This is a genomic window from Nocardia sp. NPDC004568 (assembly GCF_040609955.1).
Taxonomy (GTDB): Bacteria; Actinomycetota; Actinomycetes; order Mycobacteriales; family Mycobacteriaceae; genus Nocardia.
On record NZ_JBEXLL010000021.1, the window covers coordinates 1 to 25927 of the forward strand.

Consider the following 25927-nt stretch of genomic DNA (forward strand, 5'->3'; position numbering starts at 1 on the left):
CGCGATCTGGCACAACCACACGATCGGCGCACCGGTCACCCGGTCACTGATCGCCTACGACCATTGACCAGGGTTTGGACTTACTCGTCTAGGTGCAAGTGTCGGGTTATTGTACTTTTACTTAGTTCAAGTCAGCGGCCGCGGAGTTCGCCGAGAGAAGAGGGATCATCATGAACGTCACTGCCGTCCTGGCCCTGATCGTTGCCGCCGCGTTCGTGAGCATGCCGCTGGTGCGGCACCGCTACGGAGCCGCGGCCATGGCGAGCGCGCAGCGGGAGCTCGCCCGCCAGCGGGTTCGCCCGACCGCGCTGGCCGAGCACGGGATGCGCTTCGATGCCAGTGGGCACGAATGGGCGGCGCCCGTCGGCATCGCCGCGGTGCTGCTGGCGGTCGCCGGTGTGAATCTGGCCGGACCGGCCTGGGCGGCAACCGTGAGCGTGGTGGTGTTCGCGCTGGTGCTCATCGGCAACGCGGTCATCGTCTACAGCAACCTCACCGCTGTGCGATCGGTGCGGGCCGCCTTCGCGGGCAAGAACGATCCGGAACTGCGGCGCGTGGATGTGCCCGCACTGCTGGCGGCGGCCGAGGCCGGGTTCCCCGGCTGGACGTGGACGCTGCAGAAACTGCGGAACGTGGCGGTGTTCGGCGCCGCCGCGCTCGGGATCGCGGTCACACTGCTCGGGTGAGTACCCAGCGTAGGGCGACTTCTGTCAAGGCCGGGCCCGCTCCCGAAAGGGAGCGAGCCCGGCTCTGTCGGCGCCGCTGAGCCGCTGAGCTGCTGGTTGCTGGTTGCTGGTTGCTGGTTGCCGGTCGCTGGTTGCCGGTTGCCGGTTGCCGGTTGCCGGTTGCCGGTTGCCGGTTGCCGGTTGCCGGTTGCCGGTTGCCGGTTGCCGGTTGCCGGTTGCCGGTTGCCGGTCGCCGGTCGCCGGTCGCCGGTCGCCGGTCGCCGGTCGCCGGGCCACTCGGTCCAGCAGTGGGAATATGAACCGGGCATTTCGATCACATTGCGTACAAACGTCGTTCGGCCGAACAGTAGTGAATAACGTTGCAGCGCACTGTCTGCCGGAGTCGTCGAACAGGCGCCGAACCGACGACCACCGGAGGGCCCATGACATTCCGAATCACTCAGCTCACGCGCGGTGGTCGTGCACAGGTGGGGCGTGCGGAGGGCGGCGCGGCGGTCGCTCGCCGTCGCCGGTGGTTGCGGCGGCTCGCGGTGTTCGGCTCGGTTCTATTCGTGCTTCCCGCAATGCTCGGGGCGGCAGCACTGGCCGCGACCGGGGATTCCGAAGCGGTGGCGACCGCGGGTTTTCCGGCGTTGAACTGGATGAACATTCGCGATTCCAGCGGTGTCGAACTGACCCACTATCGATTCGTCACCACACACGGCAGTATTTTCGAGCCGCTGGAGACGGCTGTCTCGGTGGTGCTCGGGCTCGAATTCGCCGGCTACATCGTCATCGTGACCAGTGCGATCTGGGTGATCGGCTACACGATGAGCTTCCACTGGCTCGACCCGTTCGGTGACGCGCTGGCCGGAGTCGCCCGCAGCCTGCACGCCCAGATCGGTATCCCGATGGTCCTCCTCGTCGCGGCGTCACTCGGCGCGTTCATCGTGGCGTGGTTCGTCTTGCGCGGTCACCACGCGCGGGCCGCGACGCAGGCGGTCACCATGGTCGGGGTCGCCGTGCTCGGCCCGGTCTTCATGGCCCAACCGCTCGAGGATGTACTCTCCTCGCACGGACTGATGTCGCAGGGCCGCGATATCGGTATCGCGGTGGCTGCCGGGCTCACCGGGCACGCGTACAGCGATCCCACCGGACTGGTCGCGACCATGCAGGTGAATCTGGCCGACAACTTCGCCCGGCGCCAGGTCCAGGTGTGGAACTTCGGGCATGTGATCGACGACCGGCCGGGCTGCGCGGCCGTGTGGTCGGCGGGGGTGCGGTCGGGTTCGGATTCGGCCCTGGCCTCCGGGCTGCGCGGCTGCGGTGATCTGGCGGCATACCAGGCGGCGCTGAACCCGAGCATGGGGCAGGTCGGTTCGGGGCTGGTGGTGCTGCTCTGTGCCGGCATCCTGCTCGCCTTCGGGGCCTACCTCTCGGTCAAGATCATCTGGTCCGCTCTCGATTCGGTCTTCCACGGTTTCGCGGCGATCTTCGGTTTCGCGGCGGGCGGTTTCGTCTACGGTCCCACGCAGACCTTCCTCGTCCGCAATCTCGTGGACAGTTTCTACGGTGCCGTGGTGATGGCGGCCTATGTGATCTACCTGGGTTTGTATGTGCTGTTCCTCGGTAACCTGTTCGATCAGGCCCGCGGCCAGGCGACCGTGGTGCTGATCCTGGCCGCGGTGGTGGAAGTCGTCGGCCTGCTCCAGTTCCGGCGGTTCGCCGCCGCGCTGCGCCAGGGCAACGAGTGGATCGTCAACCGATTCTCCCTGGCTCTGCAACAGGCGCCGGGCGGAAGCGGTGCGGGCGGGGGCGGCGGCCCGGCGCTCGGTATGGGTTCCGGTGGACTCGCCCATTCCGGCGTACCGGGGCTCGGGTTGCTCGCCGGTGCCGCCGCACTGTCGACCTTGAACAACAACCCGGCATCGGCCTGGCTGTTCAACCGGGTATCACCGCTGGAACCGCATTCGATGAAACGGCAGAGCGCGATGCTCGACCAGTGGGGTGTGTGGAATGCTCGCTGGAACGGTGAGAAGGCCGGTGGTCCGGATGGGCTGGCCACGCACACCTACCTGGATCGACTGCATCTTTCGCACGCCGCCCGCGATGCGGCGGCCGTCGCCCGTGACGCCGGTCGCGGCGGAGTGAACACCGCGCGGGGCGCGGCGGCCGCCGTCGACGGTGTGCTGGTCGGTGGCGGTGGATTCCTCGGGCAGGTCGCCGCTTCGTTGCGCGGCGCCGGCTTCACCGACGAGGACATGATCCAGCGCGCGGTGGAAGCGCGGGGTTATGTGGTGAAGCACGGAGGCGATGTGTCGCTGGCCGACAAGAATTTGGCCGAGGTCGTCGCGGCCTCGCACTACGCCTCGGCGATGAACACCCCGGCGGCCCACGCGGAGCTGGAGCGCGCTGTCCTCGACTACTCTCTCGGCCGGGAAGGGCTCCAACTGCAGGGTGCGTCGCGGCGGGTCGGCGAGGAATATCTGACCGCGCCGTCCCGGGTGAAACTGAGCCAAATCCAGAAAGTCGCTACCGGAGAGGAATCGGCCGCGTACTCGGAGGCGGACGCCTCCCAAATTCTGCGCTGGATCGGTGACGAACATGCGCGACGGGTTTCCGCCGCGATGACCAATTTCGTTCTGAACCCTACCGATCCCGAGAGTCGCCGCCGCTTCTTCGCCGCGCAGAACGCCGCTGTCGATACCGACTACTGGGCCGCCGAAGCGACCCGCGCCCCCGCGTCCGCTCTCGCCGCAGGCGCATGAGCGACCGGGCCCGTTGCGGCCGGGTTCGATTCGGAAGCGCTGGATCCGGCCGGAGTGCGGCAGTGCGCGCATGGGTCGCGTAGAGGGTGAGGCCGACGAAGGCAGGACCTCCGACGAGATTGCCGGCCACCGTGGGGATGTCATTCCAGATCGGATAGCCACTGATCGAGGAACCGCCACCGAGGAGCAGCCTCGAGGGGAACAGGAACATATCGACGATCGAATGCTCGAACCCCGTGTGGGTGTTCTCACTGATTGTGCGGTAGTTCGTCGGCCAGTCGCTGAAGGTAACCGGCGAACCGGCGGCGGTCGGCGGGGGACCAGTCGTCGGTGAGCCGATCGAATATCTGCCGCTGCCAATCGTGGGCATCGGCCAGCAGGCGGGTACCCGCCGGGGTGAGGTGGAGTGCGGTACGGCGGCGGTCGAGATCGGATTCGCGGCGTGACAGGTAACCGGCGGTGGTGGCGTCCCGGACCATCCGGCTGGCGCCGGAATGGTCGAGGCCGAGCTGGTGGGCGACCGCGGTGATGGTCGCCTCGTCCGGGGCCTGGGCGGCACCGGCCACCGCCTCCACGACCTGGACATGTTGAGCATTGCGCAGTTCGGCGCTCTGCCCGCCGACACCGCGCTGTATCCAGCGCCGGGACCAGAACCGGACCAGGCGGAACAGGGCGGGTCCGCCGTCTGCGGGGGAGGAGCTGCCGCTCATATAGACCAATCTATCCTCTTCTGATTTTTCTGTGCGAAACGCATGTAGATTACATGTGTAACGCATGTAAATAGGAGGAGCTGTCATGTCCGGAACGAGTAGCGCTCCGCGCATCGTGCTCGACCACACCATCGTCCCGGTGTCGGATCGCGCGGCGGGGGCCGCGTTCTTCGCCGAGCTCATGGGGCTGACGGTGGGCGAGCCGGCCGGTCCGTTCGTGCCGGTGCGGGTGAACGAGAGCCTGACCTTCGATTTCGGCGACCGCGGCCGGGCCGAGCCCGGACACTACGGATTCCTGGTCGACGAGGCCACCTTCGACGCCGTGCTGCGCCGGCTGGCGCGATGGCCCGCCGTCGAGTTCGGATCGGGGCCCGGGAACGGTTGGGACCGGGATATCAACCACCTGGGCGGCGGCCGCGGTGTGTACGTCCGCTCGCCCGAGGGGCACAGCTACGAGATCTTCACCGTGGCCTGTTGACATCGCGTGCTCCGCCCTCATTCTGAACTAGATGGTTCAGTATGAGTTCTTGGACGCCTCTTTCGGGGCGCTCGCGGACCCCACTCGGCGGGGCATCCTCGAGCGGCTCGGCCGTGGCCCGGCCACCGTCAGCGAGCTGGCCGACGACTTCTCGATGACCCTCACCGGTATCAAGAAGCACATCCGGTTGCTCGAGGACGCGGGCATGGTGGTCACGGAGAAACGGGGCCGGATCCGGTACTGCCGGGTCGGACCCGATGTTTTCCGGCGGGAGGTGGCCTGGCTGCAGGGCTACCGGCAGATGCTGGAAGCGCGTATGGACCGTCTCGGCGAATTCCTGCAACGAACGGAGCACGAACAATGAGCACTGCCACCGAAGAAGCCGTCGTCACCGCGGCCGCGGACCGCGAGATCAGAATCGAGCGGGTTTTCCACGCACCCCGGGAGCGGGTGTGGGACGCCTACACCCGGCTCGAGCAGCTCACCCAGTGGTGGGGCCGGGGCAATCGCCTCGATGTCGAGCGCTGGGAGTTCCGGGTCGGCGGACACTGGCGTTTCGTCGAACACGCCGACGGGCAGTCGCACGGGTTCGAAGGACGGATCCGGGAGATCGTGCCGCAGGAGAGGATCGTGCAGTCCTTCGAATGGGACGGGATGCCCGCGCACGTCGCCATCGATGCCGCGACCTTCGAGGATCTCGGCGACGGACGCACCCGGGTGGTCACGGTCAGCCAGTTCCACACCCCGGAGGAACGGGACGGAATGCTGCAGTCCGGGATGGCCGAGGGGCTCAATGCGAGCTACCGGGCGCTGGACGCACTGCTGGCGAAATGAGTCCTTCGTCGCGGGCGCCCGGCAGTACGCCGGGGCCCGCGACGCGGCGATCCCGGCCGGGTTCAGCGCTCGCTGTCGAGTGCGCTCATCTGCGCCTCCGCGTACCGGCTACCCGCCACCGCCGCGGCCGGAACCGCGGCCTCGATCGCCGCGATCTCGGCCGCGGTGAGGGCGATGTCGAGCGCGCCGAGCGCCTCCGACCAGCGGGTACGGGTGCGCGCCCCGATGAGCGGAACGATATCGTCGCCGCGGCTCAGCACCCAGGCGATGGCCAGTTGGGCGGTGGAGACACCCTTGTCCCGCGCCAGCGCGGCCAGCGCGTCGACCAGTTCCAGGTTCGCGACGAGGTTGCCGGCCTGGAAACGCGGGGTATGGGCGCGGTAGTCGGCCGGCCCGAAACCGGCGGTGCGGCCGGGCGCGGTATCGCTGAGCAGACCCCGCGAGAGCACGCCGTAGGCGGTGACGCCGATGCCGAGTTCGCGGCAGACGGGCAGGATCTCGGTTTCGATTCCGCGGGAGAACAGCGAGTACTCGATCTGTAGGTCGGCGATCGGATGTACCGCCGCCGCCCGGCGCAGGGTATCGGCGCCCACCTCGGACAGGCCGATATGCCGCACATATCCCGCGTCGACGAGTTCGGCGATGGCGCCGACCGTATCCTCGATCGGTACCGCCGGGTCCAGCCGGGCCGGGCGGTAGATGTCGACATGGTCGACCCCCAGCCGGCGCAGGCTGTAGCTCAGGAAGTTGCGCAGCGCCGCCGGACGGCTGTCGAAACCCTGCCAGCTGCCGTCCGGGCCGATCATCCCGCCGAACTTCACGCTGAGGATCGTCTCCTCCCGCGGGCGGTCGGCGATGGCTCGGCCCACCAGCAGCTCGTTGTGGCCCATGGCGTAGAAATCGCCGGTATCGACCAGCCGGGCACCGGAATCGAGCGCGGCGTGGACGGTGGCTGTGGATTCGGTTTCGTCGGCGGGGCCGTAGGCACCCGACATCCCCATCGCGCCGAGCCCGATCCGCCCGACCGTCGGCCCGGTGCTGCCCAGTCGTGCGACTGCGATCTGTGTATTCGTCATACCGACCACGGTGGTGGACCGGAGGTACCCGTGGCAGAGACGCTTTATCGGGGGACCGACGATCCCTGGCCGACCGCGCGGCGGTGCGCGACAGTGGAGGTATGGATCGCAGCGAACTCGCCGATTTCCTCCGGCGACGCCGGGAGCAACTGACCACCGAGTCGGTCGGCCTGCCTCCCGGGACCCGCCGCCGGACCCCCGGCCTGCGCCGTGACGAAGTGGCGCAGCTGGCCGGGATCTCCACCGACTACTACACGCGGTTGGAGCAGGCACGTGGGCCGCGGCCGTCCACTCAGGTGCTCGCCGCCCTGGCCCGTGCGCTGCGCTGCACCGCCGACGAACGCGATCACATCTATCTGCTGTGCGAACACGCGCCGCCCGGCGGCAGCCGGACCGATAAACACGTCGGGCCGGGACTGATGCACGTGCTCGCGAAATTGGACGATATCCCGGCGGCGGTCATCACCGATCTCGGTGAATGCCTGGTGCAGAACCGGATGCACACCCTGCTGTTCGGCGATCAGGCCGAACAGCAGGGCTGGGGTAGGTTCTACGCCTGGCGGTGGTTCACCGACCCGGAAGCCCGGGCGATCTCTCCGCTGCGCGACACCGACGGGCTCGCCCGCAGGCAGGTCGCCGACCTGCGCGCCACCGCCGCGCGCCGGCCGAAGGATCCCGACGTCATCGAGTTCATCGGCGCGCTGCGGGCGAACAGTCCGGAGTTCGAGCGGCTCTGGAACGAGCACGAGGTGGCGGTCCGGCACTCCGATACCAAGAGCGCGGTGCATCCGGAGCTCGGTGTGATCGATATGTTCTGCGAGACCATGCTCACGCCCAACGCCACCCAGCGGTTACTCATCTACTGGCCGCTGCCGGGTACCGACGCCGCGGAGAAGATGGAACTGCTACGCGTCATCGGCACCCAGCGGCTGGGGGCGCCGGAGCAGCCGACCTACTCGCGGCCCGCCGAGGTGAACGACATATCGGCGTAGCGCGGTCCGGCCACCTGACCGGCGATCGGTTCCAGCTGATCCAGTTCCGCCGCGGTCAGGGTGACCGCGGCCGCGGCGGCGTTCTCCGCGAGCCGGGTCCGGCGGCGGGTGCCGGGAATGGGCACCACCGGCAACCCGTGCACCCGGCCGCGCGACTGCACCCAGGCCAGCGCGATCTGGGCGGGGGTCAGTCCGCGCGCCTCGGCGATGGCGTGCAGCGGTGCGAGGAGTGTGGCGTTGTGTGCGGCGTTGTCGCCGGTGAAACGTGGCATATGCCGCCGGAAATCGCCCTCGCTCAGGTCGTCGGTGCTGGGCAGGGCTCCGGTGAGGAAGCCGCGGCCCAGCGGGGAATAGGGCACGAAGGTGACGCCCAGTTCGGCGGCCGCGGGAACCGCTGTCCGCTCGACGTCGCGGGAGAACAGCGACCACTCCGACTGCACCGCCGCGATCGGATGGACCGCGTGCGCGGCGCGCAGTTCTTCCCCGGTGACCTCGGACAGGCCGAGCGCGCGTACCTTGCCGGCGCGCACCAGCTCCGCCATCACCCCCACACTGTCCTCGATCGGCACCTGGGGGTCGCGCCGGTGCATGTAGTACAGGTCGATGGTGTCGGTACCGAGGCGGCGCAGGCTGGCGTCGACGGCCTGCCGGATGTAGTCGGGTGAGTTGTCGATGCCGCGATAGTGCGGATCGTCGGCCCGGCGGACGATCGCGAACTTGGTGGCCAGCACGATCCGGTCCCGGTTGGCGCGGACGAAATCGCTCAGGAATTCCTCGTTGTCGCCGGAACCGTAGATATCGGCGGTGTCGAACAGGGTGATGCCGAGTTCGAGGGCGCGATCCAGAGTCGCACGGGACTCCGCGCGATCGGTGGGGCCGTAGAACTCGCTCATACCCATGCAGCCCAGGCCTTGGACACCCACCCGGATTCCGGTGGTGCCCAATGGCGCGGTCGGCAGTACTTCGGTCATGGTCTCGGGTATCCCTTCACGATGCTGCGTTGTCGGGTGACCGGGCGGCGTCGCCGGGGACGTGCTGCTCGTAGAGCGAGATCTTGTGATCCAGCACCGCCACGGTCTGTTCGAGTTCGGCGATACGGTCGAGGACATCGGCGCGGGTCTTGCGGAACATCGCGAGCCGTTCGGGGACCGTGCTCGCACCCGCGCGGACCAGTTCGGCGTACCGGATCATGTCCGCCACCGTCATGCCGGTGGTGCGCAACCGGGTGATCAGCGTCAGCCAGTCCAGGTCGCGGTCGCTGAACCGGCGTTTGCCGGTGTGGTCGCGGCCGATATGGGCCAGCAGGCCGATGCGCTCGTACCAGCGCAGCGTGTCCTGGCTCAGACCACAGTGCCGGGCCGCCGCCCCGATCGAATGCCGGGGGAGGTCCCGAGCCGGATCGGTGAGGCCCGGGCCGGGTTCGGTGATACTCACGCCGACTGCTCTCCTTGCTGAAAAGTACTGCACCACAACGTTTTCCGCATGGCGCTCGATATCCTCTCGTCGAACGAGGGCAACGTTAGCCACCTGGAGTGGACTCCAAGCAAGTGCTGATCACAGAGAGTACTCGGCTGCTGCACGCCGGCCGGTCGGAAACCGGCCAGGGTTATCTTGCCGACGGCCTTCCCGGCCTCCAGGACACGATGGGCCTCGCGCAGGTGCTCGGCATTGATCGTGCCGAGGGTGGTGGTGGCCGTGGTGGTCAGGATTCCGGTGTCCACCAGCCGGGAGACCTGGTCGAGGATGCGGCCCTGCTCGGCCAGGTCGCCGGTTACAGCGAAGAGGAAGACGCCATGATCACGCGCTGCGAGACCCGGCGGCACGATCATCACGATGTGTACGCCGCCCAGTGCCCCTGCCGCGACGTGCTCGATCTCCTGGCGAACAAATGGTCCGCACTGGCCATCGGCGCCATGGAGGAGAAGCCGCAGCGCTTCGGAGCCCTGCAGAAGCGGCTCGAGGGAGTCAGCCCCAAAGTGCTCACCGCCACGCTGCGCCGCCTCGAGGATCGGGGCTTCGTGAACCGGACCGTCTATCCGGCGGTGCCCCCTGCACGTCGAGTACGAACTGACCTCACTCGGCCGCAGCGTGGCGCAGCCCCTGGCCCAGCTGCGGACCTGGGTGGAGGAGCATCTGGACGAGATTCCCTGACGGGCCCCGTTCCAACTACTTTTTGCGCGGCTTCGCAGCCGCGTTCCGTAACTCCGGAGCGGGCAGCGGTTCAGCTGCCGTGTGGTCGCCGGGCGCGGGGCTTCAGCTGCCCACCGGGCATGGGTGGCGCCGGAATGCGCTGGTCCGGGGTATGGCCGGCGATATCACCGAAACGCTCGGAGTTGTGCGACTCCCAATCCGCGCGGGCCGCCACGATCTCCGCATGCTCGCGCGCGACGAAGTTCCACCACATCACCAGTTCCTCCGCGAGCGGCTCCCCGCCGATCAGGGCGAACCGGCCGCCGGAGTCGCTGGAAAGGTCGAGGCTGTCGCGCCCGGTGCCCAGGTACAGCAGCGGGCCCGGGGTGAGCTCGCATCCGGCGGCGGTGACCGTGCCCTCGATCGCCAGCAGGGCGTACTCGTACTCCGGCTCCAGCGGCAGCGTGGACGCGGTCGCGGGATCGATCTCGATATCGGCTCCCACCAGGGGGGTGTAGATCGTTGCCGGCGAGGTCACCCCGGCCAGCGAACCCAGAAGTATGGTCGCCCGCAGGCCCGGGGCGGTGCGGACAGGTAGATCCCGGTGCTGCTCGAAATGGGGAGCGATATCGCGGTGCCCCTCCGGCAGCGCGACCCACAGTTGCACCCCGCGCCCGGCGGGCGCCTCGGGCGCCGTGTACTCCGAGTGGGCGATTCCGCGCCCGGAGGTCATCAGATTGAGCTGGCCGGGTTCGATGCGCACATCCGAGCCCACCGAATCCCGGTGCCGGATCATTCCCTCGAACGGCCAGGTGACGGTCTGCAGACCGATATGCGGATGCGGATCGATATCCGGCGGCGCGTCGGTGACGGTCACCGTCGGAGCGCCGAAATAGTCCAGGAAACACCAGGCCCCGACGGTCGGCAGCTCCCGCTGCGGCAGGGTCCGTTCCACATAGGTGCCGCGCACACCGCCCAGCGGCACCTCCCGGGCCGGATACAGCCGCGTTATCGGCCCCGGCCCGGTCCCCGGCTCGCAGAGGGTCTCGGTGGGGTGCGGATCGAGGTCACTCACCGCCGCCGACCACGTGCTCGTTGTACTGCGGATGCTTTTCCAGATAACTCCGGATGAAGGGGCACTCGGGCCGGATCTTGCGCCCGCGGTCCACGGTGTCGGAGATCGCGAACTCGGCCAGCCGGCTGCCCAGTCCTTTACCGCCGAACTCCGGGCCGATCTCGGTATGGGTGAAGACGGTTTCCCCGCCGCGCTCGGTGTACTCGGCGAATCCGGCCAGTTCGGCGCCGTACCACACCTCGTAACGGTTCTCGCCGGGGTTGCGCACCACCTTGCTCTGCTCGGTCGCTTCGGTCATCTCCGCGGCTCCTTTCCGTGTCCGGCCATTCTGCGCACGGCGCCACGACCCGGGGCCGTACCGCCGAGCGCCAGCGTACTCAGCTGTCCGAGACCCGGACGCCGCGCTGCGACGGGCCGCGTGGCCCGCGCCTGTCCAGGGTGCTCACCGCCCGGAACGCGCGTGTACCAGCGCATCCGGGATCCGGCACGTAGCCTGGGAGGATGGCCAAGGAAATCGACCGGGTCCGGGCGCGTTCGGCGTGGGCCACGGTCCGGGAGAGCCCGGTGATCACCGCGATCGCGGTGGCGCCGATCGTCGTGGTGTTCGGTCTGGTCTGGTGGCTGATCGGCGGCTGGGCGGCGTTCCTGCTGCTCGTCGTGCTCGGCGCCGGAGCGGTGTTCGGCGGCAAACTGCTGCGCTGAGGGTCAGCGCGGTACGTGGAAGGTCACCAGGTCGGCCGTACCCGAGCCGACCCGGTCCCATTCGCCGGACAGGCGCAGCACCGCCAGCGCGGAGGTGGGGAACTTGCGACTCAACCGCAGGGCATCCTCGGTATCATGCGTGGCCGCGAGGTCCCAGGCCGTCCACGGCAGACCCGGCGCGTGCCCGATCACCAGCAGGGTCGAGACGGCGGGGTCGGTGAGCCCGATCAGCTCGATCAGATAGTCGGTCGTGGCCTCGTAGATTCCGGCTTCGAACTCGACCGGCGCGGTGATGCCGGTGGCGGCGAGCGTTTCCCGAGTGCGGGTCGCGGTGGAACAACGCACCGCGTCGATCGGCGGCTGATGCGCCCGCAGCCAGGTGCCCGCCAAGGCCGCCTCCCGCTTCCCGCGCGGCGCCAGCGGACGCTCATGGTCCTCTGTTCCGGCCGGATACGCCGATTTCCCGTGCCGCATCAAGATCAGAGTCCGAGCCATGGGTCCACCGTAGGCACCCTCGGTGCGGAGATCCACAACACACTCGAGGCAAACTGAAAGCGGCGTCACAATGGAGGGAGGCCCGGTGATCCCGGTCCACGCTCAGTCGTCACGCCCTGCCACCCGCGACCCGGACGGCACCAGCCCGTATATCAGTCTCGAGGATCTGCACAAATATGGCCTACGTAATCACGCAGCGTTGCTGTAACGACGCGAGCTGCGTTTCCGAGTGCCCGGTCGACTGCATCCGCCCGACTCCGGACCAGCCGGAATTCGCCACGACCGAAATGCTCTACATCGACCCCGACACCTGCATCGATTGCGGCGCCTGTGTCGACGCGTGCCCGGTGGAGGCCATCTTCTCCGAGGACGATCTGTCCGCGTCGCTGGCCCGTTTCCGGGAGATCAACGCGGCCTGGTTCGAGCGGCATCCGCTGGAGTCGAACCTGGATCCGATCGCGACACCGGTGCGGCCGCCCAAGGATCTGGGCACATTGCGGGTCGCCATTGTCGGCGCCGGCCCGGCGGCCGCCTACGCGGCCGACGAACTGCTGCGGCGCTGCGATGTCCAGGTGGAGATGTTCGACCGGCTGCCCACGCCGTGGGGTCTGGTCCGCGCGGGGGTGGCCCCCGACCATCCCGGCACCAAAACGGTCGCGGCCATGTTCGAATCGGCCTTCCGCCGCGACACCCTGCAGTACTACCTGAACGTCGAGGTCGGTAAGCACATCACCCACGAGGAACTGCTGGCTCATCACCACGCGGTCCTCTACGCGGTCGGCGCGTCCTCGGACCGGCGCATGGGTATCCCGGGCGAGGACCTGCCGGGCAGCCATTCCGCGACCGAATTCGTGGCCTGGTACAACGGCCATCCCGACTACGCCGACCGGGTCTTCGACCTCTCCGGCGAGCGGGCGATCATCGTCGGCAACGGCAATGTCGCGCTCGATGTCGCCCGGGTGCTGACCGTGGATCCCGACGAGCTGGCGAAAACCGATATCGCCGACAATGCCCTGGCCGCGCTGCGCGGCAGCAATATCCGCGAGGTCGTGGTGCTGGGCCGCCGCGGCCCGCTGCAGGCCGCCTACACGTCACCGGAATTCCTGGCGCTGGCGCACCTGTCCGGGGTCGATATCGTCATCGATCCGGCCGAATTGGAACTCGACCCGGCCTCCCAGGCGCTGCTCGACCACCCGGACGTGGAACCCTCGCTGAAGCTGAAATACGCGCTCGCCGAGGAATTCGCCGCGAAACCGCCGGCCGAGGGCAACAAACGGATCGTGTTCAAGTACCTGGCCGCTCCCACCGCGCTCACCGGTACCGACAAGGTCGAAGCACTGGAGTACGCCCGCAACGAGCTGGTGGAAGAGGACGGAATCCTCAACGCCCGCCCCACCAGCGAGGTCGGCAGCCTCCCGGCCTCGCTGGTGCTGCGGTCCATCGGCTACCGCGGACAGCCGGTCCCGGACCTCCCCTTCGACGACAAACGCGCGGTGGTCCCCAACGAACACGGGCGCGTGATCGGTGCCGACGGGCAACCCCTCACCGGGGTGTACGTCAGCGGCTGGATCAAACGCGGCCCGCGCGGGGTCATCGGTTCCAACCGGGTCGACTCCGAGGAAACGGTGGAGGGCCTGATCTCCGACTTCATCGCCGGCAAGCTGGCCGCCCCCACCGCCGACCGGGACGCACTGCGCGCCCTGGTGCAGGAGCGCCAGCCGGACCTGGTGGACCGGGTCGGCTGGAAGGCCATCGACCAGGCCGAACGCGGCGCCGGCAAGGAGTCGGGCCGGCCCCGGGTCAAGTTCACCTCTCTCGCCGACCTGCTCCAGGCGGCCAAGGGCGGTAGCTGACGGCGAGGGCGACGGCGGCCGGTTACCGGGCCGCGCTGAGTGGGTTCGTGCCCCGGAGTGATCCCAGGGCACGGACCCACGGTCGTCAACAGGTATCCGCCCGTACCGGCGCGGCCGGGCCACCACCTCCTCGTGCGGGTCCGCACCCGACCCGAGCATCGAATACCGAAGCAACCCGCATGCGTCGAGTTCTGCGAGACAGGCCCCGACCTCGAGTTTCCCGGTCACCGCCACCACCGACGACTCCCGGCCGGTTCTGGCGGTCTACAGCGGCGCGATACGGACGATCGTGGTGGTGATGCCGTCGACCACGAACCAGAGGCGCAGGGTGGGCCGGCCCGTGGTCCGGTCGCCGGGTTCGTATCGGCTGCGGACGCTGATGTGCTGGCGGGCCAGGACCGGGGCGACGTATTCGATGACCGCCCGGTGCGGGCCGCTGACAAGTTTGGGGTAGTCGACGAGATACTGCTCCACGGCCTGCCAGTAACTGGTGTTGTTCACGTGGTTGTACTGGTCGATATCGGTGGCCCGCAGCGGGAACGGCAGGTCGGTGTCGGATTCGGGCGGGGCGGGGTCGGTGAGCCAGGGGCGCCAGCGGAGTCGCTGTTCGGCGGTGGTCTGGGCGAGGTAGGCCAGGCCGGCGTCGCTGATGCGGGCGGGCATATTGTTCGACTCGTTGATATTGATCCAGAAACCTTCGGTTTCGATCAGGCCACCTCGGTCGCTGGTGATGCGCACCCGCATATTCGCCCAGCGGGTGGACATACTCGAACACCAGCGTCGCAGGTGGACGTGGTCGGGCCAGAGAACGGGGCGGACCACGTCGATGACGGTGCGCCGGATGATCCAGCTCGGGTCGCTCTGTTCCAGGACCGATTGCTGGAGGTGTTCCCAGGCGATGTCCTGGAGGTAGCGGGCGACACCGTCGAGGCGTACGCGGTTGTACGGGTCCACGTCGCCGGCTCGCACCGGCCACGCCGTGACGAACCCCATGCCCTCCTGGGGAAGCGGGGCGAGTGGCTGATCGAGTGACACTTGTGCTCCTCGCGCGGCGGACTGGCCGCGGTACTTCTGCGTGTTTCCTGTGAGACGACTTTACGGGGCGTGTGTCACCGCGCCACGCCGAGCCGTCGGTTAACTGTGCTCGGCGTGTGGCGGCGGTCGGACCGGGCAGCGAATAGGAGTTGAAGGCCGGGTCGATGGTCCACATGAGACCCTTCGACGGGATACCGGCCGCGGCGTTGCTGTCCCACAGATCGATGGCGTTCGGATCGCCGCCGGCGCCGGTGCGGTCGGACCCGGCGGGGGATGGACTCGGGCCGGTGGCGCCGATAAGTTGATGAGGACGGGTGGATTGGTACATATCGACTGGCGCGTATCTATAACCGCCGGTCGGCGAACAGAGAGGGCGGCATATGCGCGCAGCTCAGGTCAGCAAACTCGAGGGACCGGAGGCGATCGAGATCGTCGACATCCCGGAACCGCAGCCGCTGCCGGGCGGTGTGGTGATCGATGTGCACGCCGCCGGGGTGGCCTTCCCCGATGTGCTGATGACCCGCGGGCTCTACCAGATGAAACCCCAGCTGCCGTTCGTGGTCGGCGGCGAGGTCGCCGGGGTGGTGCGCGAAGCTCCCGAGGGGGCGCATGTGCAGCCCGGTGATCGCGTCTGTGCCCTCACCATGCTCGGCGGCGCCATGGCCGAAGTCGCCAGCACCGCCGCCGAGATGGTTTTCGCGCTCCCGGACAACATCTCCTTCGAGGCGGGCGCCGGAATCCTGTTCAACGATCTCACCGTGCACTTCTGCCTGCGCAACCGCGGGCGTCTCGCCGCGGGTGAATCCGTGCTGGTCCACGGCGCCGCCGGTGGGATCGGCACCTCCACCCTGCGGCTGGCGGGCGCATTGGGCGCCGGCCGGGTGATCGCGGTGGTGAGCACCGAGGAGAAGGCCGAGGTCGCTCGCGCGCACGGCGCCACCGATGTCGTCCTCACCGACGGCTGGTTGGATCGGGTCAAAGAACTCACCGACAACCGGGGTGTCGATATCGTGCTCGACCCGGTCGGCGGCGACCGCTTCACCGACAGCATCCGCTCGCTGGCCCGCGGCGGCCGGCTGCTGGTGGTCGGCTTCACCGGCGGCGATATCCCGACGGTGAAGGTCAATCGGCTGCTGCTGAAGAATGTCGAGGTCGTCGGCGCGGGCTGGGGTGAGTGGATGCTCTCGCACCCGGGATACCTGGCCGAGCAGTGGGCCGAGGTGGAGCCGCTGTTCGCGGCAGGCGAGATCGCCGCGCCACAGGCGGTGTTGTTCCCGCTGGAACAGGCCGCGCAGGCGGTGGCCTCGCTGGAAAAGCGCGCCGCCACCGGCAAGGTCGTGGTCACGGTCCGCTGAACGCGTCCGGCCCGCGGCGCGCGGGCCGGACCGGTCGGACGCCGGAGACCACCGTCGACCTGCACCGCCGCCGGGAGCGATCTTTCGTCGGTATTGTGCACGGCATGCGGATCAGGTCGGCGATAGTCCTCGGGTTAACCGCGGCGTTTGCTCTGACGGGCTGCGGTTCCGACCAGGGCGCCGAGGATGCCGACGGGCCGCGCGGTCCGGCGCCGAAAGTGGCCGCGCTCGGTCCGTTCGTGGGGGAATGCGGACATGTCACCGACAACGAGGTACGCGACGTAGGGGGTCTGCGGCAGATCGTCCAGTCGTACAAGAACGCGGTCGGCTGTAACTGGCAGTCGGGCGGACTGGGCGGTGCCTCGATCACCTTCGCCTCCTATCGTGGTAGCCCGCTGGAAAGAGAGAAGGCCTGGGTCACCACGCACGGCCGTCCCCCGGAGCCGATCACCGTCGGCGGTCGTAACGGCTTCGCGGCACTCGATCCCACCGGCACCATCTGCGATCTCGCGGTCCAGCTCGACGACGACTTCTTCGAATGGTCGACCTCGCTGGGTTCGTTCGCTACGGACCGCGGCAATCCATGCGATCGCAGCCGAGCGCTGGCCGAACTGACCATCGAGCGGCTGGAGTGAACAGGATGCGACGTCTGCGAACCCGCCACCGGCGACTGCGCGCCGCCGCCGCGGCACTGGTCCTGCTGGTGATCACGGTGCTGGGCGCCGGCTGCGGCAGTACCGTGGAAGGGACCGCGCTGCCGGTCGGCGGCGGCGAATCGGTAAATACCACCCAGATCGACAAGCTGCTCCGTGAATGCGATGTGGTCACCGACCAGCAGATCATCGACGCGCTCGGCGGCAACACCTATATCAGTGATTCGTTCTTCGGCGCGGTCTGTATGTGGGATATCGGCGGCGGGTCCGGAATGCTCACGCTGAACTGGTACGAGAACGGGTCGTTGCGCACCGAGCAGGCGACCAACGACAAACTCGGCTACACCAGCACCAAGACCACCGTGCAGGGGACGATCGCGCTGGAGGTCCGCCGGCCGAACGATCCGAATTCGTGCGGTATGACCGCGAGTGCCGCCGACTCGGGGGTGATCGGCTGGTGGGTGAACTCCTCGGGCGGCACGGCCGATCCGTGCGCCGCCGCCAAGAAACTGCTCGAGCTGACGCTCAATATCGCCCGCTAGTACCGCGCCGATCATCGGCGCGGGCCCACCCCGCGAACCCGGGGAACAAGCGGCGGTATCCGGCGGTTGAGAAGGGAACGCGAGACTGCCCGGGAGGGGTCGAGAGCCGGAAGACGAGGGGCCGCGGTCGGCCCGCCATATCACAACATCACCCCGGTTTTGACCCTATTCACTACGCCCGAGTACAGTGGACCGCTGTGCCCGGAAGGATACGGGCAAGTTCGAGCGTAGACGTAGGCCAGCGAGAGCGGCTGACGATTCCAGCGTGCCTGTAAATCGGGCCCTGAACTGCGCGCGACACGCCCGACCTCGGGACGCGAGAAACGTGGTTGGACGTGCGGGTGAAAGCTCGATGAACAGCCCTGACACCGCCATAACCGATAAAAGGAAAGCCGGTATATGCCAACCATCAACCAGCTGGTCCGCAAGGGTCGCCGCGACAAGGTCGCCAAGACCAAGACCGCGGCCCTCAAGGGGAGCCCGCAGCGTCGTGGCGTGTGCACCCGCGTGTACACCACCACCCCGAAGAAGCCGAACTCCGCGCTGCGGAAGGTCGCGCGTGTGAAGCTGACCAGCGCGGTCGAGGTCACGGCTTACATCCCCGGTGAAGGCCACAACCTGCAGGAGCACTCGATGGTGCTCGTGCGCGGCGGTCGTGTGAAGGACCTCCCCGGTGTGCGTTACAAGATCATCCGCGGCTCGCTCGATACCCAGGGTGTGAAGAACCGCAAGCAGGCCCGCAGCCGTTACGGCGCCAAGAAGGAGAAGAGCTGATATGCCGCGCAAGGGCCCCGCTCCCAAGCGTCCGCTGATCAACGACCCGGTCTACGGGTCGCCGCTGGTGACGCAGCTGGTCAACAAGATCCTGCTCGACGGCAAGAAGTCCACCGCCGAACGCATCGTCTACGGTGCGCTGGAGCAGGCGCGTGAGAAGACGGGCACCGACCCCGTCGTCACGCTCAAGCGCGCGCTGGACAACGTCAAGCCGTCGCTCGAGGTGAAGCCCCGCCGCGTCGGTGGCGCCACCTACCAGGTGCCGGTCGAGGTTCGTCCGGGCCGCGCCAACACCCTGGCCCTGCGCTGGCTGGTCAACTTCTCCCGGGCTCGCCGGGAGAAGACGATGGTCGAGCGCCTGGCCAACGAACTGCTCGATGCCAGCAACGGTCTGGGCGCCTCGGTGAAGCGTCGTGAGGACACTCACAAGATGGCCGAGTCGAACCGGGCCTTCGCGCACTATCGCTGGTGATGTCTGCCCGGCCCATCGCTCCGGGGTCGGGAGGCTTACGGAAGCTCTGCTTCCGCTTTGACGACAGATGACGGCCGCGAGGTCGTCGGCGAAAATCCCAACTAGCTACGAGCGGGGAAGATTTCCGTGGCACAGGACGTGCTCACCGACCTGAACAAGGTCCGCAACATCGGCATCATGGCCCACATCGATGCGGGCAAGACCACTACCACCGAACGCATCCTCTTCTACACCGGTGTGAACTACAAGATCGGCGAAACCCATGACGGGGCGTCGACCACCGACTGGATGGAGCAGGAGCAGGAGCGCGGTATCACCATCACCTCCGCGGCGGTGACCTGCTTCTGGAACCAGAATCAGATCAACATCATCGACACCCCGGGCCATGTGGACTTCACCGTCGAGGTGGAGCGCAGCCTGCGGGTTCTCGATGGCGCCGTCGCCGTCTTCGACGGCAAAGAGGGCGTGGAACCGCAGTCCGAGCAGGTGTGGCGGCAGGCGGACAAGTACGACGTGCCGCGGATCTGCTTCGTCAACAAGATGGACAAGCTCGGTGCCGACTTCTACTTCACCGTGCAGACCATCAAGGACCGCCTCGGCGCCAAGCCGCTGGTCATCCAGCTGCCGATCGGTGCGGAGGATTCCTTCGAGGGCATCGTCGACCTGGTCGAGATGAACGCGAAGGTCTGGACTGGCGAGACCAAGCTCGGTGAGAAGTACGAGGTCCAGGAAATCCCGGCCGACCTGGCCGAGAAGGCCGAGCAGTACCGTCAGGAACTGCTCGAGGCGGTCGCCGAGTCCGACGAGGCGCTGCTGGACAAGTTCTTCGGTGGTGAAGAGCTCTCGATCGACGAGATCAAGGGCGCCATCCGCAAGATGACGGTCAACTCCGAGCTGTACCCGGTGCTGTGTGGTTCGGCGTTCAAGAACAAGGGCGTACAGCCCATGCTCGACGCCGTGGTGGACTACCTGCCCTCGCCGCTGGATGTCGAATCCGTGCAGGGCCACGTGCCCGGCAAGGAAGACGAGGTCATCACCCGTAAGCCGAGCGCCGACGAGCCGTTCGCGGCCCTGGCGTTCAAGATCGCGGTGCACCCGTTCTTCGGCAAGCTGACCTACGTCCGTGTGTACTCGGGCAAGGTCGACTCCGGCGCCCAGGTCATCAACGCGACCAAGGGCAAGAAGGAGCGGCTGGGCAAGCTGTTCCAGATGCACTCCAACAAGGAGAACCCGGTACCCCAGGTCAGCGCCGGCCACATCTACGCGGTCATCGGCCTGAAGGACACCACCACCGGTGACACCCTGTGCGATCCGAACAACCAGATCGTGCTGGAGTCCATGACCTTCCCGGACCCGGTCATCGAGGTCTCCATCGAGCCCAAGACCAAGTCCGACCAGGAGAAGCTGGGCACCGCGATCCAGAAGCTCGCCGAAGAGGATCCGACCTTCACGGTGAAGCTGGACCAGGAGACCGGCCAGACCGTCATCGGCGGTATGGGCGAGCTGCACCTGGACATCCTGGTCGACCGGATGAAGCGCGAATTCAAGGTCGAGGCGAACGTCGGCAAGCCGCAGGTCGCCTACCGCGAGACGATCACCAAGAAGGTGGAGAAGCTCGAATTCACCCACAAGAAGCAGACGGGTGGTTCGGGTCAGTTCGCGAAGGTCATCATCGCGCTGGAGCCGTTCGTCGGTGAGGACGGCGCCACCTACGAGTTCGAGAACAAGGTCACCGGTGGCCGCGTGCCGAAGGAATACATCCCTTCGGTCGACGCGGGCGCACAGGACGCCATGCAGTACGGTGTGCTCGCCGGTTACCCGCTGGTCAATCTGAAGGTGCTGCTGCTCGACGGTGCGTACCACGACGTCGACTCCTCGGAGATGGCGTTCAAGATCGCCGGCGCGCAGGCCCTGAAGGAAGCGGCCCGTAAGGCCGGTCCGGTGATCCTCGAACCGCTGATGGCGGTCGAGGTCACCACGCCCGAGGATTACATGGGCGATGTGATCGGCGACCTGAACTCCCGCCGTGGCCAGATCCAGGCCATGGAGGAACGCAGTGGTGCCCGTGTCGTCAAGGCGCTGGTTCCGCTCTCGGAGATGTTCGGCTACATCGGTGACCTGCGGTCGAAGACCCAGGGCCGGGCGAACTACTCCATGGTGTTCGATTCGTACGCGGAGGTTCCGGCCAACGTGTCGAAGGAGATCATCGCCAAGGCGACCGGCGAGTAATATCGCCCGGTCGTCTGCACGACCCCTTGTAAATCAATCCGCACTGCTGCAACTGCAAGCAACAACAAGTCCAGGAGGACACCACAGTGGCGAAGGCGAAGTTCGAGCGGACGAAGCCGCACGTCAACATCGGCACCATCGGTCACGTCGACCACGGCAAGACCACGCTGACGGCTGCGATCACCAAGGTGCTGGCGGAGAAGTATCCGGATCTGAACGAGAGCTTTGCCTTCGATCAGATCGACAAGGCGCCGGAGGAGAAGGCTCGTGGTATCACGATCAACATCTCCCACGTCGAGTACCAGACCGAGAAGCGCCACTACGCCCACGTAGACGCCCCCGGTCACGCCGACTACATCAAGAACATGATCACCGGTGCGGCGCAGATGGACGGCGCCATCCTGGTGGTCGCGGCCACCGACGGCCCGATGCCGCAGACCCGTGAGCACGTGCTGCTCGCCCGTCAGGTCGGCGTGCCCTACATCCTGGTCGCGCTGAACAAGTCGGACATGGTCGACGACGAGGAAATCCTCGAGCTCGTCGAGATGGAGGTCCGCGAGCTGCTGGCTTCGCAGGAGTTCGACGAGGACGCCCCCGTGGTTCGCGTTTCCGGCCTGAAGGCGCTGGAAGGCGACGAGAAGTGGAGCGAATCCATCATCGAGCTGATGAACGCGGTCGACGAGTCCATCCCGGACCCGGTGCGTGAGACCGACAAGCCGTTCCTGATGCCGATCGAGGACGTCTTCACCATCACCGGTCGTGGCACCGTCGTCACCGGTCGTGTGGAGCGCGGTGTGGTCAACCTCAACGAGGAAGTCGAGATCGTCGGCATCCGCCCGGAGAAGACCAAGACCACCATCACCGGTATCGAGATGTTCCGCAAGATGCTGGACACCGCGCAGGCCGGTGACAACGCGGGTCTGCTGATCCGTGGCATCAAGCGCGAGGACGTGGAGCGCGGCCAGGTCGTCATCAAGCCGGGCACCACCACCCCGCACACCGAGTTCGAGGGTCAGGCCTACATCCTGTCCAAGGACGAGGGTGGCCGCCACACCCCGTTCTTCAACAACTACCGTCCGCAGTTCTACTTCCGTACGACTGACGTGACGGGCGTTGTGACCCTGCCCGAGGGCACCGAAATGGTCATGCCCGGCGACAACACCGAGATGCTGGTCAAGCTGATCCAGCCGGTCGCCATGGACGAGGGTCTGCGCTTCGCGATCCGCGAGGGTGGCCGCACCGTCGGCGCCGGTCGCGTCACGAAGATCATCAAGTGATTCACTGAATCGCTGAGAACGGCGCCGCTCCGAAAGGAGTGGCGCCGTTCTTCTTCACGGACCGATGCGGGCTGTGCAGTGGATCAACATGACCACCGGGATCGACGGTACCGCGCAGACATCCGATGGGCTCTTCGATCGGCCTGCCGAGGCGGTACCGCACACGGTGTCGGGCAGATTGCCATCATGATCAACGGCGATACCCCGGCACTCACCACGGTCTTCGTGCCATCGGTTCGACCGGTCCGATAACGCTCGAGCTCCTCAGTCGATATTACGGTTGTCCATATCGAACGAAGGAGCTCGGTTTGATACGTAAAGCTACGGCGGCGCTGACACTCGCATTCGCTGCCATGGCGGCCGGTGCGGGCACTATCGGCGCCGCGCCGGAGGCCCCCATTACACCCGCGTGCCCTGGGATCCCTGCCGACCGGGTGGACGACGCCGTCAGCCGACTGCCACGGGCTTTCCCAGATGCGGCGTGGGGAGTGACGGCAAGCGGTTCGTCCATCGACTGCGCACTGAATTGGGTACAGGTCGACCCGCAGGGAGCGACCGGCAGCTCGCCCAGTCATATCCTGCTCTTCGACCACTTCAAATACGGGAGCACGGCTACCGAGGATCCCGAGGCATTCATGGCCGTTGTCGGCAGCGACGCTCCGGGGCAAATCACTATCGCGTTCAGGTGGCTGAACCCCGGCGACCCCAATGCGAATCCCACCGGCCGGGCCGATGTGCGCTACCAGCTCTTTCCACAGTCACCGCCCGGGCCGATCGATCCGCTTCCGGCCGAGGTGGCCGACTGACAGACCATGCCGGCGGCGCCCGGTCACGGACGTAGCCCGACTCGCGGAGTTCAGACCGTCTGAATCCCTGGTGACAATGTCCGTAGCCGAGGCGGCACGCAATTTTTCTTCTGTGCTCAGTCGCGCTGAGTCAGAGGGGGATCATCCGTATCGTCCGGCATGGACGAACCGTGCGACCGTGATACCGCCCACGACGAGTACAGGCTGTTCGTTGCGGCTCGCTCTCGAGGAAGCCGATATACCGCCGTTCGAGGACTACGCCCCCCATCTCGCGGTAGGTCTCGCGAAGGTGATCAACGCTATGGAGGGCCCGTCGGCAAGCTCGGCTACGAGCACGGAGCCATCGACCGTTCGATCTGTGACCAGCCGCTCACCAAGCGCAGCTTCTGCTCGGGTATGCCGACCGGTATCCCCGCGGCACATGATCTGATCATCGCCGCGCATGCTGCGGAAACCGGTCGTCCCGTCGTTTCTCGATACGAAGGTGGAAGTTCGGTGAACTCGCCCTGGGGGCGATCGCCGACGAGTACGTGGACGGTGCCGCTGCGTGCGCGGACGGCGGCACCGCCGAGTGATTTCAGTTCTCGCGAGCGGCCTGGAGCAGGGCGTTGGCGAACTTCACCATCTGGGCCGGGCCGCCGTACCAAGCCGTGACCGCGGAAAGGACCGCGGCCCGGGCCTCGCGGGCGGCGCGGGCCACCTCCGCGGCCGATACCTCGCCCGTCTCCGCCTGTCCCGCGAGGACCTCGAGATCATCGCTCGCGGTCAGCAAACGCATAATGAGGTGGATGTCTATGTCGGCGCCTTCCTCGCTGCGGCCGTGCCGGGATGTGGTGTCCTCCACCGGCGCCGGGCGCCCGGTCGGCGGCAGTGCCGGTGCCGGTTCCGGGGCGGGGCCCGACAGCGTCGCCTCCGTGCGGTCCGGTGCGGATTTGGCGGCCTCGGCCTCGGCCGCCTCCCGCGCCCGCCGGGACCGCCGTGTTTCCAGCGGCGGCCGGGCATCGGCTCCCTCACCGGATTCCGGGGCCGGTTCGCCCGCGGCGTCGGGTACGAGGGTCAGCGGCGATACGGCCGCGGCGGTGGGGTCGGGCGCCTCCTCGCCCGGCTCGTCGGATCCGCCGTGCCGGGAATCCTCGGACTCCAGGATCCGGGTGAGCAATTCGGCCACCGGCGCGCCGGATTCGTCGTGGGGGTCGATACCGTGCGCGGGTTCGGGATCGAGCAACCGGTCGAGGATCGGGGTGCCGTCCGGCGGGGCCAGCCGCGGCGGGGCGGTATGCGCGCCGGACTCGTCGGCCGGGTCCGCCTCTTCGGGCTGCGCCGCGAGCCGCAGCGCGGGTTGCGGAACGCCGTGCGCGCCGGGCTGTTCGTCGTCGGTGTTGAACCGGGCCGCGGAACGCGGCAACCGACGCGGAGCCGGCAGGTCGCGATCATTGTCCGCGGCGTCGGAGAGGTCGCCGGCCGGCGCCGGTCCCGGAAGAATCGCGGAGTTCGCCGGCAGCGCCTCGTGGGCATTCGGCGCCACCGTGTCCGGTTCGTCGGCCGGCGCGGGCGCGTGCCGGGCCGCCGACCGCGGCAGGCGCCGGGCCGGCAGCTGCGGGGTGGCGGATTCCTCCTCGGCGCCCGATCCGGGTGCGGTGTGGCCGCGGGGGCTGCGGGTGGGCAATCCACGCGAGGGCAGTTGCGGTGGGGCAGGGGGATCACTGTCGAGCGCGGGCTCGCGCTCCGCGTTCGGAGCTCCGGACAGCGCGTGCGAATCGGTGACCGTGGCCGCGGTGTTCTCCTCGTGGCCGGGCGCATGCTGATCCTCGAACGGGTTGAAGCCCTCCGCGGATGTGCCGGATTCGGTGAGATCGAGTTTGCGGCGCCGCCCCCCGGTTTCCAGTGGGTGCGGTACCGGTTCGTCCCCGATCGAGCTGAGCCAGCTCGGCAGCGATCCGGTGTCCGCGGCCGCATCGCCATAGCCATCGGGCCGCTGCGGTGTTTCGGGCGGCAGCGGATAGGCGGCCTCCAGGGAGCCCGAGCTGGGCAATTGGGTGGTGGGGACGGAGAACGGATCGGATCCGGGCCGGCCGCCCGAGGTGGGGGCCGTGGGATCGGCGGGCGGCGCCGACTCGGCCGCGTACGGCGATCCCGGCGCGGGAATACGGGCCGAGGAGGACAGGGCGGCCGAATATTCGCCGGCCTGGCCGGGACCCAACTGCGATATCCGCGGCATCGCCGCGGGATCGGAGGGCCCGGGGTCGCTCACAGATCCGGCGCTGTGCCGGGTGGTCAGGGCGGCGGTGTCCGGGCCGCTGGGGTCGTCGGGAGGTGCGGGGAACTGGGCCGGGTCCGTCGGTGAGGTGCTGAAGCGGGAATCCGGTTCCTGATTACCGGATGTCATGACACCGACCGCGGCGTCCCCGTCGATCCCGGGAGTGTTCCAGGCGGCGAATGGGTCCAGTGCCGCCGAACCGCCCGCGCTGTGCTGGTTCCGGGTGGGAGTGGACGGTGGTGCGGGGGTCCACGTATAACCGTGATCCGGAACGGAATCGGATCGGTTCGTGGCGCCGTTCGTTCCATTCGCCGAATCGAATTCGTTCGATCCGAAGCCGGCGAAGCCCCTCGACTCGGAGTCCGGGTGCGCGCGGCCGTACTCCTCCTGGCGGCCGCGACGTTCGTCTCCGAGGCTGGCATTTTCGGCATCCATGGGCCCATTCTTACCCGCCGGGGTGGTTTTCGTTCTAGTGTGCGAAGCCCATGAATGGTGCGTGAGCCGTCGGTGGTGATCAGTATTACATCCCGGGCGGGAGCTGCCGGTGCGTGTATCCGTGTCCGGGGCACCCGGATACGCGGCTCTGACGTGCCCGGACGGCGGGATGTGCGGAAACCGGCGCGGATCGGTGCGTCGGGGACCCGCTGCGCGTCGGATCTGTCGGGTCCCCTCGAAATTTTCCCGGTGGTGTCGATGGCGCAAATGAGCCTGCCCGCCGGGCTCGGCCGGCGGGTAGCTCGTCGAGGTGG

General features: G+C 67.7%; 27 protein-coding genes and 2 pseudogenes. 18 read left to right on the forward strand and 11 right to left on the reverse strand.

Annotated features, from left to right (window positions below; translation table 11 throughout):
* Positions 1-170 precede the first annotated feature (170 nt).
* Complete coding sequence (locus ABZV91_RS12470) at positions 171-686, forward strand: hypothetical protein (RefSeq protein WP_355239564.1); 516 nt, start codon at positions 171-173, stop codon at positions 684-686.
* 422 nt (positions 687-1108) lie between these two features.
* On the forward strand, positions 1109-3433 hold the full coding sequence (locus ABZV91_RS12475; protein ID WP_355239566.1) for a hypothetical protein: 2325 nt from the start codon (positions 1109-1111) through the stop codon (positions 3431-3433).
* A 58-nt stretch (positions 3434-3491) separates the two neighbouring features.
* Here the strand turns inward: ABZV91_RS12475 and ABZV91_RS12480 are convergent.
* Both ABZV91_RS12480 and ABZV91_RS12485 read right to left on the reverse strand, forming a co-directional pair.
* Positions 3492-3674, reverse strand: a pseudogene (locus ABZV91_RS12480) (formate/nitrite transporter family protein); the annotation flags it as partial.
* A gap of 7 nt (positions 3675-3681) precedes the next feature.
* On the reverse strand, positions 3682-4143 hold the full coding sequence (locus ABZV91_RS12485) for a MarR family winged helix-turn-helix transcriptional regulator (RefSeq protein WP_355239569.1): 462 nt from the start codon (positions 4141-4143) through the stop codon (positions 3682-3684).
* Between the two features lie 85 nt (positions 4144-4228).
* Here ABZV91_RS12485 and ABZV91_RS12490 point away from each other — a divergent pair, with 85 nt between their 5' ends.
* From ABZV91_RS12490 to ABZV91_RS12500, 3 genes are read left to right on the forward strand one after another with little or no spacing between them, the layout of a single operon-like run.
* A complete protein-coding gene (locus ABZV91_RS12490; RefSeq protein ID WP_355239571.1) occupies positions 4229-4621 on the forward strand; it encodes a VOC family protein in 393 nt (130 codons plus the stop codon).
* Between the two features lie 31 nt (positions 4622-4652).
* A complete protein-coding gene (locus ABZV91_RS12495) occupies positions 4653-4985 on the forward strand; it encodes a metalloregulator ArsR/SmtB family transcription factor (RefSeq protein ID WP_355239574.1) in 333 nt (110 codons plus the stop codon).
* On the forward strand, positions 4982-5455 hold the full coding sequence (locus tag ABZV91_RS12500) for an SRPBCC family protein (protein WP_355239577.1): 474 nt from the start codon (positions 4982-4984) through the stop codon (positions 5453-5455). The genes ABZV91_RS12495 and ABZV91_RS12500 overlap by 4 nt, the downstream gene beginning before the upstream one ends.
* 62 nt (positions 5456-5517) lie before the next feature.
* On the opposite strand, the gene ABZV91_RS12505 is transcribed toward ABZV91_RS12500, so the two are convergent.
* The gene (locus ABZV91_RS12505) at positions 5518-6531 is read right to left on the reverse strand and encodes an aldo/keto reductase (RefSeq protein ID WP_355239581.1); all 1014 of its coding nucleotides are present in this window, start codon (positions 6529-6531) and stop codon (positions 5518-5520) included.
* Positions 6532-6632: 101 nt separating this feature from the next.
* Here ABZV91_RS12505 and ABZV91_RS12510 point away from each other — a divergent pair, with 101 nt between their 5' ends.
* The gene (locus ABZV91_RS12510) at positions 6633-7523 is read left to right on the forward strand and encodes a helix-turn-helix transcriptional regulator (protein WP_355239583.1); all 891 of its coding nucleotides are present in this window, start codon (positions 6633-6635) and stop codon (positions 7521-7523) included.
* Here the strand turns inward: ABZV91_RS12510 and ABZV91_RS12515 are convergent.
* The 3 genes from ABZV91_RS12515 to ABZV91_RS12525 are packed head-to-tail and all read right to left on the reverse strand — an operon-like array spanning position 7484 to position 9355.
* Entirely contained in the window at positions 7484-8494 is a 1011-nt protein-coding gene (locus ABZV91_RS12515) for an aldo/keto reductase (protein WP_355239586.1), read from the reverse strand. The two genes, ABZV91_RS12510 and ABZV91_RS12515, sit on opposite strands and share 40 nt — an antisense overlap.
* 16 nt (positions 8495-8510) lie before the next feature.
* Positions 8511-8957: a MerR family transcriptional regulator gene (locus tag ABZV91_RS12520; RefSeq protein WP_355239589.1), complete on the reverse strand. Its 447-nt coding sequence runs from the start codon at positions 8955-8957 to the stop codon at positions 8511-8513.
* Positions 8954-9355, reverse strand: a complete 402-nt coding sequence (locus ABZV91_RS12525) for a zinc-binding dehydrogenase (RefSeq protein WP_355239592.1) — start codon at positions 9353-9355, stop codon at positions 8954-8956. The genes ABZV91_RS12520 and ABZV91_RS12525 overlap by 4 nt, the downstream gene beginning before the upstream one ends.
* 81 nt (positions 9356-9436) lie before the next feature.
* On the opposite strand from ABZV91_RS12525, the pseudogene ABZV91_RS12530 reads away from it, so the two are divergent.
* Together ABZV91_RS12530 and ABZV91_RS12535 are read left to right on the forward strand one after the other, a co-directional pair.
* Positions 9437-9499 (forward strand): annotated as a pseudogene (locus ABZV91_RS12530) (hypothetical protein); the annotation flags it as partial.
* A gap of 91 nt (positions 9500-9590) precedes the next feature.
* Positions 9591-9674 (forward strand): hypothetical protein, encoded by an 84-nt coding sequence (locus ABZV91_RS12535; protein WP_355239762.1) that lies wholly within the window; start codon positions 9591-9593, stop codon positions 9672-9674.
* A gap of 70 nt (positions 9675-9744) precedes the next feature.
* On the opposite strand, the gene ABZV91_RS12540 is transcribed toward ABZV91_RS12535, so the two are convergent.
* Together ABZV91_RS12540 and ABZV91_RS12545 are read right to left on the reverse strand one after the other, a co-directional pair.
* Complete coding sequence (locus tag ABZV91_RS12540; protein WP_355239595.1) at positions 9745-10728, reverse strand: pirin family protein; 984 nt, start codon at positions 10726-10728, stop codon at positions 9745-9747.
* Positions 10721-11026, reverse strand: coding sequence for a GNAT family N-acetyltransferase (locus tag ABZV91_RS12545; RefSeq protein WP_355239598.1), 306 nt, complete (start codon positions 11024-11026; stop codon positions 10721-10723). Before ABZV91_RS12545 ends, ABZV91_RS12540 begins: the two co-directional genes overlap by 8 nt.
* A gap of 203 nt (positions 11027-11229) precedes the next feature.
* Between ABZV91_RS12545 and ABZV91_RS12550 the strand changes: the two genes are divergently transcribed.
* A complete protein-coding gene (locus ABZV91_RS12550; protein WP_030525238.1) occupies positions 11230-11430 on the forward strand; it encodes a hypothetical protein in 201 nt (66 codons plus the stop codon).
* Between the two features lie 3 nt (positions 11431-11433).
* Here the strand turns inward: ABZV91_RS12550 and ABZV91_RS12555 are convergent, their stop codons facing one another.
* The gene (locus tag ABZV91_RS12555; RefSeq protein WP_355239601.1) at positions 11434-11925 is read right to left on the reverse strand and encodes a histidine phosphatase family protein; all 492 of its coding nucleotides are present in this window, start codon (positions 11923-11925) and stop codon (positions 11434-11436) included.
* Between the two features lie 176 nt (positions 11926-12101).
* On the opposite strand from ABZV91_RS12555, the gene ABZV91_RS12560 reads away from it, so the two are divergent.
* Positions 12102-13778, forward strand: coding sequence for a 4Fe-4S binding protein (locus ABZV91_RS12560; protein WP_355239604.1), 1677 nt, complete (start codon positions 12102-12104; stop codon positions 13776-13778).
* 264 nt (positions 13779-14042) lie between these two features.
* Here ABZV91_RS12560 and ABZV91_RS12565 read toward each other — a convergent pair whose 3' ends face one another.
* Positions 14043-14813, reverse strand: a complete 771-nt coding sequence (locus tag ABZV91_RS12565; RefSeq protein ID WP_355239607.1) for an acyl-ACP thioesterase domain-containing protein — start codon at positions 14811-14813, stop codon at positions 14043-14045.
* A gap of 380 nt (positions 14814-15193) precedes the next feature.
* Here ABZV91_RS12565 and ABZV91_RS12570 point away from each other — a divergent pair, with 380 nt between their 5' ends.
* The 8 genes from ABZV91_RS12570 (at position 15194) to ABZV91_RS12605 (ending at position 22921) form a co-directional block, all read left to right on the forward strand.
* Complete coding sequence (locus tag ABZV91_RS12570; protein ID WP_355239610.1) at positions 15194-16168, forward strand: NADPH:quinone oxidoreductase family protein; 975 nt, start codon at positions 15194-15196, stop codon at positions 16166-16168.
* 104 nt (positions 16169-16272) lie between these two features.
* A complete protein-coding gene (locus ABZV91_RS12575) occupies positions 16273-16803 on the forward strand; it encodes a DUF3558 domain-containing protein (protein WP_355239613.1) in 531 nt (176 codons plus the stop codon).
* A 5-nt stretch (positions 16804-16808) separates the two neighbouring features.
* A complete protein-coding gene (locus ABZV91_RS12580) occupies positions 16809-17363 on the forward strand; it encodes a DUF3558 domain-containing protein (RefSeq protein WP_355239616.1) in 555 nt (184 codons plus the stop codon).
* Between the two features lie 399 nt (positions 17364-17762).
* The gene (rpsL, locus tag ABZV91_RS12585) at positions 17763-18137 is read left to right on the forward strand and encodes a 30S ribosomal protein S12 (protein WP_030525247.1); all 375 of its coding nucleotides are present in this window, start codon (positions 17763-17765) and stop codon (positions 18135-18137) included.
* A 1-nt stretch (position 18138) separates the two neighbouring features.
* Positions 18139-18609, forward strand: a complete 471-nt coding sequence (gene rpsG / locus ABZV91_RS12590; RefSeq protein WP_014353063.1) for a 30S ribosomal protein S7 — start codon at positions 18139-18141, stop codon at positions 18607-18609.
* A 126-nt stretch (positions 18610-18735) separates the two neighbouring features.
* Positions 18736-20838 carry an elongation factor G gene (gene fusA, locus ABZV91_RS12595; RefSeq protein ID WP_355239619.1) on the forward strand — a complete coding sequence of 701 codons (2103 nt, stop codon included), beginning with the start codon at positions 18736-18738 and terminating at the stop codon, positions 20836-20838.
* A gap of 86 nt (positions 20839-20924) precedes the next feature.
* Entirely contained in the window at positions 20925-22115 is a 1191-nt protein-coding gene (tuf, locus tag ABZV91_RS12600; RefSeq protein WP_030525250.1) for an elongation factor Tu, read from the forward strand.
* 434 nt (positions 22116-22549) lie between these two features.
* Positions 22550-22921, forward strand: coding sequence for an LppP/LprE family lipoprotein (locus tag ABZV91_RS12605; RefSeq protein WP_355239622.1), 372 nt, complete (start codon positions 22550-22552; stop codon positions 22919-22921).
* Between the two features lie 577 nt (positions 22922-23498).
* Here ABZV91_RS12605 and ABZV91_RS12610 read toward each other — a convergent pair.
* Positions 23499-25613, reverse strand: a complete 2115-nt coding sequence (locus ABZV91_RS12610) for a hypothetical protein (RefSeq protein WP_355239625.1) — start codon at positions 25611-25613, stop codon at positions 23499-23501.
* Positions 25614-25927: the final 314 nt, after the last annotated feature.

Bases quoted from the DNA above. Each gene is read 5' to 3' on its own strand.
- ABZV91_RS12470 (WP_355239564.1), top strand. From the start codon at position 171: ATGAACGTCACTGCCGTCCTGGCCCTGATCGTTGCCGCCGCGTTCGTG.
- ABZV91_RS12475 (WP_355239566.1), top strand. From the start codon at position 1,109: ATGACATTCCGAATCACTCAGCTCACGCGCGGTGGTCGTGCACAGGTG.
- ABZV91_RS12485 (WP_355239569.1), bottom strand. From the start codon at position 4,143: ATGAGCGGCAGCTCCTCCCCCGCAGACGGCGGACCCGCCCTGTTCCGC.
- ABZV91_RS12490 (WP_355239571.1), top strand. From the start codon at position 4,229: ATGTCCGGAACGAGTAGCGCTCCGCGCATCGTGCTCGACCACACCATC.
- ABZV91_RS12495 (WP_355239574.1), top strand. From the start codon at position 4,653: ATGGTTCAGTATGAGTTCTTGGACGCCTCTTTCGGGGCGCTCGCGGAC.
- ABZV91_RS12500 (WP_355239577.1), top strand. From the start codon at position 4,982: ATGAGCACTGCCACCGAAGAAGCCGTCGTCACCGCGGCCGCGGACCGC.
- ABZV91_RS12505 (WP_355239581.1), bottom strand. From the start codon at position 6,531: ATGACGAATACACAGATCGCAGTCGCACGACTGGGCAGCACCGGGCCG.
- ABZV91_RS12510 (WP_355239583.1), top strand. From the start codon at position 6,633: ATGGATCGCAGCGAACTCGCCGATTTCCTCCGGCGACGCCGGGAGCAA.
- ABZV91_RS12515 (WP_355239586.1), bottom strand. From the start codon at position 8,494: ATGACCGAAGTACTGCCGACCGCGCCATTGGGCACCACCGGAATCCGG.
- ABZV91_RS12545 (WP_355239598.1), bottom strand. From the start codon at position 11,026: ATGACCGAAGCGACCGAGCAGAGCAAGGTGGTGCGCAACCCCGGCGAG.
- ABZV91_RS12550 (WP_030525238.1), top strand. From the start codon at position 11,230: ATGGCCAAGGAAATCGACCGGGTCCGGGCGCGTTCGGCGTGGGCCACG.
- ABZV91_RS12555 (WP_355239601.1), bottom strand. From the start codon at position 11,925: ATGGCTCGGACTCTGATCTTGATGCGGCACGGGAAATCGGCGTATCCG.
- ABZV91_RS12560 (WP_355239604.1), top strand. From the start codon at position 12,102: ATGGCCTACGTAATCACGCAGCGTTGCTGTAACGACGCGAGCTGCGTT.
- ABZV91_RS12570 (WP_355239610.1), top strand. From the start codon at position 15,194: ATGCGCGCAGCTCAGGTCAGCAAACTCGAGGGACCGGAGGCGATCGAG.
- ABZV91_RS12575 (WP_355239613.1), top strand. From the start codon at position 16,273: ATGCGGATCAGGTCGGCGATAGTCCTCGGGTTAACCGCGGCGTTTGCT.
- ABZV91_RS12580 (WP_355239616.1), top strand. From the start codon at position 16,809: ATGCGACGTCTGCGAACCCGCCACCGGCGACTGCGCGCCGCCGCCGCG.
- rpsL (WP_030525247.1), top strand. From the start codon at position 17,763: ATGCCAACCATCAACCAGCTGGTCCGCAAGGGTCGCCGCGACAAGGTC.
- rpsG (WP_014353063.1), top strand. From the start codon at position 18,139: ATGCCGCGCAAGGGCCCCGCTCCCAAGCGTCCGCTGATCAACGACCCG.
- ABZV91_RS12610 (WP_355239625.1), bottom strand. From the start codon at position 25,613: ATGGATGCCGAAAATGCCAGCCTCGGAGACGAACGTCGCGGCCGCCAG.